The sequence below is a fragment of the Mycobacterium sp. genome, assembly GCF_049280035.1.
In the GTDB taxonomy this organism is placed as follows: domain Bacteria; phylum Actinomycetota; class Actinomycetes; order Mycobacteriales; family Mycobacteriaceae; genus Mycobacterium.
The window spans coordinates 1-1,638 of sequence record NZ_JBAPPI010000787.1 but is presented as its reverse complement, the minus strand read 5'-3'; the positions used below and the strand labels follow the sequence as shown (position 1 = coordinate 1,638).

1 protein-coding gene and 1 pseudogene are annotated in these 1,638 nt (G+C 64.0%); both read left to right on the top strand.

The window, feature by feature from the left end; translation table 11 throughout:
• The coding region (locus tag WAN71_RS25035; RefSeq protein WP_422227907.1) for a flavin-containing monooxygenase at nt 1-1,371 on the top strand (1,371 nt) is incomplete at its 5' end.
• Between the two features lie 15 nt (nt 1,372-1,386).
• Nucleotides 1,387-1,638, top strand: a pseudogene (locus WAN71_RS25030) (NAD-dependent epimerase); the annotation flags it as partial.

The following is a 1,638-nucleotide window of genomic DNA, read 5'->3' as shown; positions in this document are numbered from 1 at the left end:
GTCTACGAGAAAGCCAACGACGTCGGTGGCACTTGGCGAGAGAACACTTACCCCGGGCTGACGTGTGACGTCCCGTCACGGTTCTACCAGTTCACGTTCGCGACTAATCCTAAATGGAGCCATCTATTTTCGCCTGGCCCCGAGATAAAGGCGTATCTCACCGACATGGTCAGCCGGTACGCGATCTCGGAGCGAATCCGCTTCGGCACCGAGGTCGAGAGTGCTCGGTTCGACGGTCAACGCTGGATTGTGCGCACCAACAGCGGAGAAGAGTCTCGGGTCGATTTTCTAATATCAGCCACCGGATTCCTGCACCATCCCAAGCTTCCGGAGATCCGAGGGCTGGACTCCTTCTCGGGTTCGGCGTTCCATTCGGCGCGCTGGGACCACGGCGTCGAACTGCGTGATCGGCAGGTCGCGGTAATCGGCACCGACTCGACCGGCGTCCAGCTCATCACGCGATTGGCCGGCATCCCCGCCAGGCTGAGCCTCTTCCAGCGCACTGCACAGTGGGTATTCCCACTACCGAACCCGCCCTATCCGCGGCTGACGTGCTTCTTGCACCGCGTGTTTCCCTGGCTGGACAAGTTGTCCTACTACGGATACTGGGTGGCGTTCGAAGTGTTCGCGGCGGCAATGACCAGACCGGGATGGCAACGACGGCTGGTGTCCGCCGTGTGCCGAGCGAACCTTCGCACCGTGCGGGATCCGCAGTTGCGGGCGGTCTTGACCCCGGATTACGCGCCCATGTGCAAGCGGCTGGTGCTGTCGGGCGGCTTCTACCGGGCAATCCAGCACGACGATGTCGAACTCGTCTCCGCCGCCATCGACCACGTCGAACCCCGCGGCATCGTGACCCAAGACGGTCGATTCCACGAGGTCGACGTGATCGTGCTGGCGACGGGATACCACGCGCACGCCTACATGCGGCCGATGCAAGTGATCGGCCGCGACCAAATCCGGCTCGACGACGCCTGGCGCGACGGCCCGCACGCATTCGAAACCGTTGCGATGCCAGGGTTTCCGAACTTCTTCATGCTGCTCGGTCCGCACAGCCCGGTCGGCAACTTCCCGCTGACCGCGGTCGCTGAATCGCAGGCGAATCACATCGTGAGCTGGGTCCGTCGCTGGCAGCGCTACGAATTCGACACGGTAGAGCCGACGACCACCGCGACCGAGAAATTCAACTCGGCATTGGCGGCCGCGATGCCGGACACGGCCTGGGCCAGCGGTTGCGACAGCTGGTATCTCGGCAAGAACGGCTTACCCGAGGTGTGGCCGTTCACGCCCACCAGGCATCGCAATATGCTCAACAAACCAAAGATCGAAAACTACGAACTGCGCACCGCGGACCCACGCGTGGCGAGGTGACAAGGAGACGCGGTCGTGGGCCTCTACGCGGTCACCGGATCGGCCTCAGGCATGGGGCAAAAAGTCGCGCACAAGCTGTGCGATGCCGGCCACACGGTGATCGGGGTGGACATCAAGCAGGCCGACATCGTCGCGGACCTGTCCACCGCCGAGGGTCGCCGGGCGGCCGCCGCCGGCGTCTTGGCGGCGTCGGGGTCCAGACTCGTCGGTGCTGTGCTCGCGGCCGGTCTCGGGCCGGGTCGGGGCGCTGATCGTACGCGTTTGATC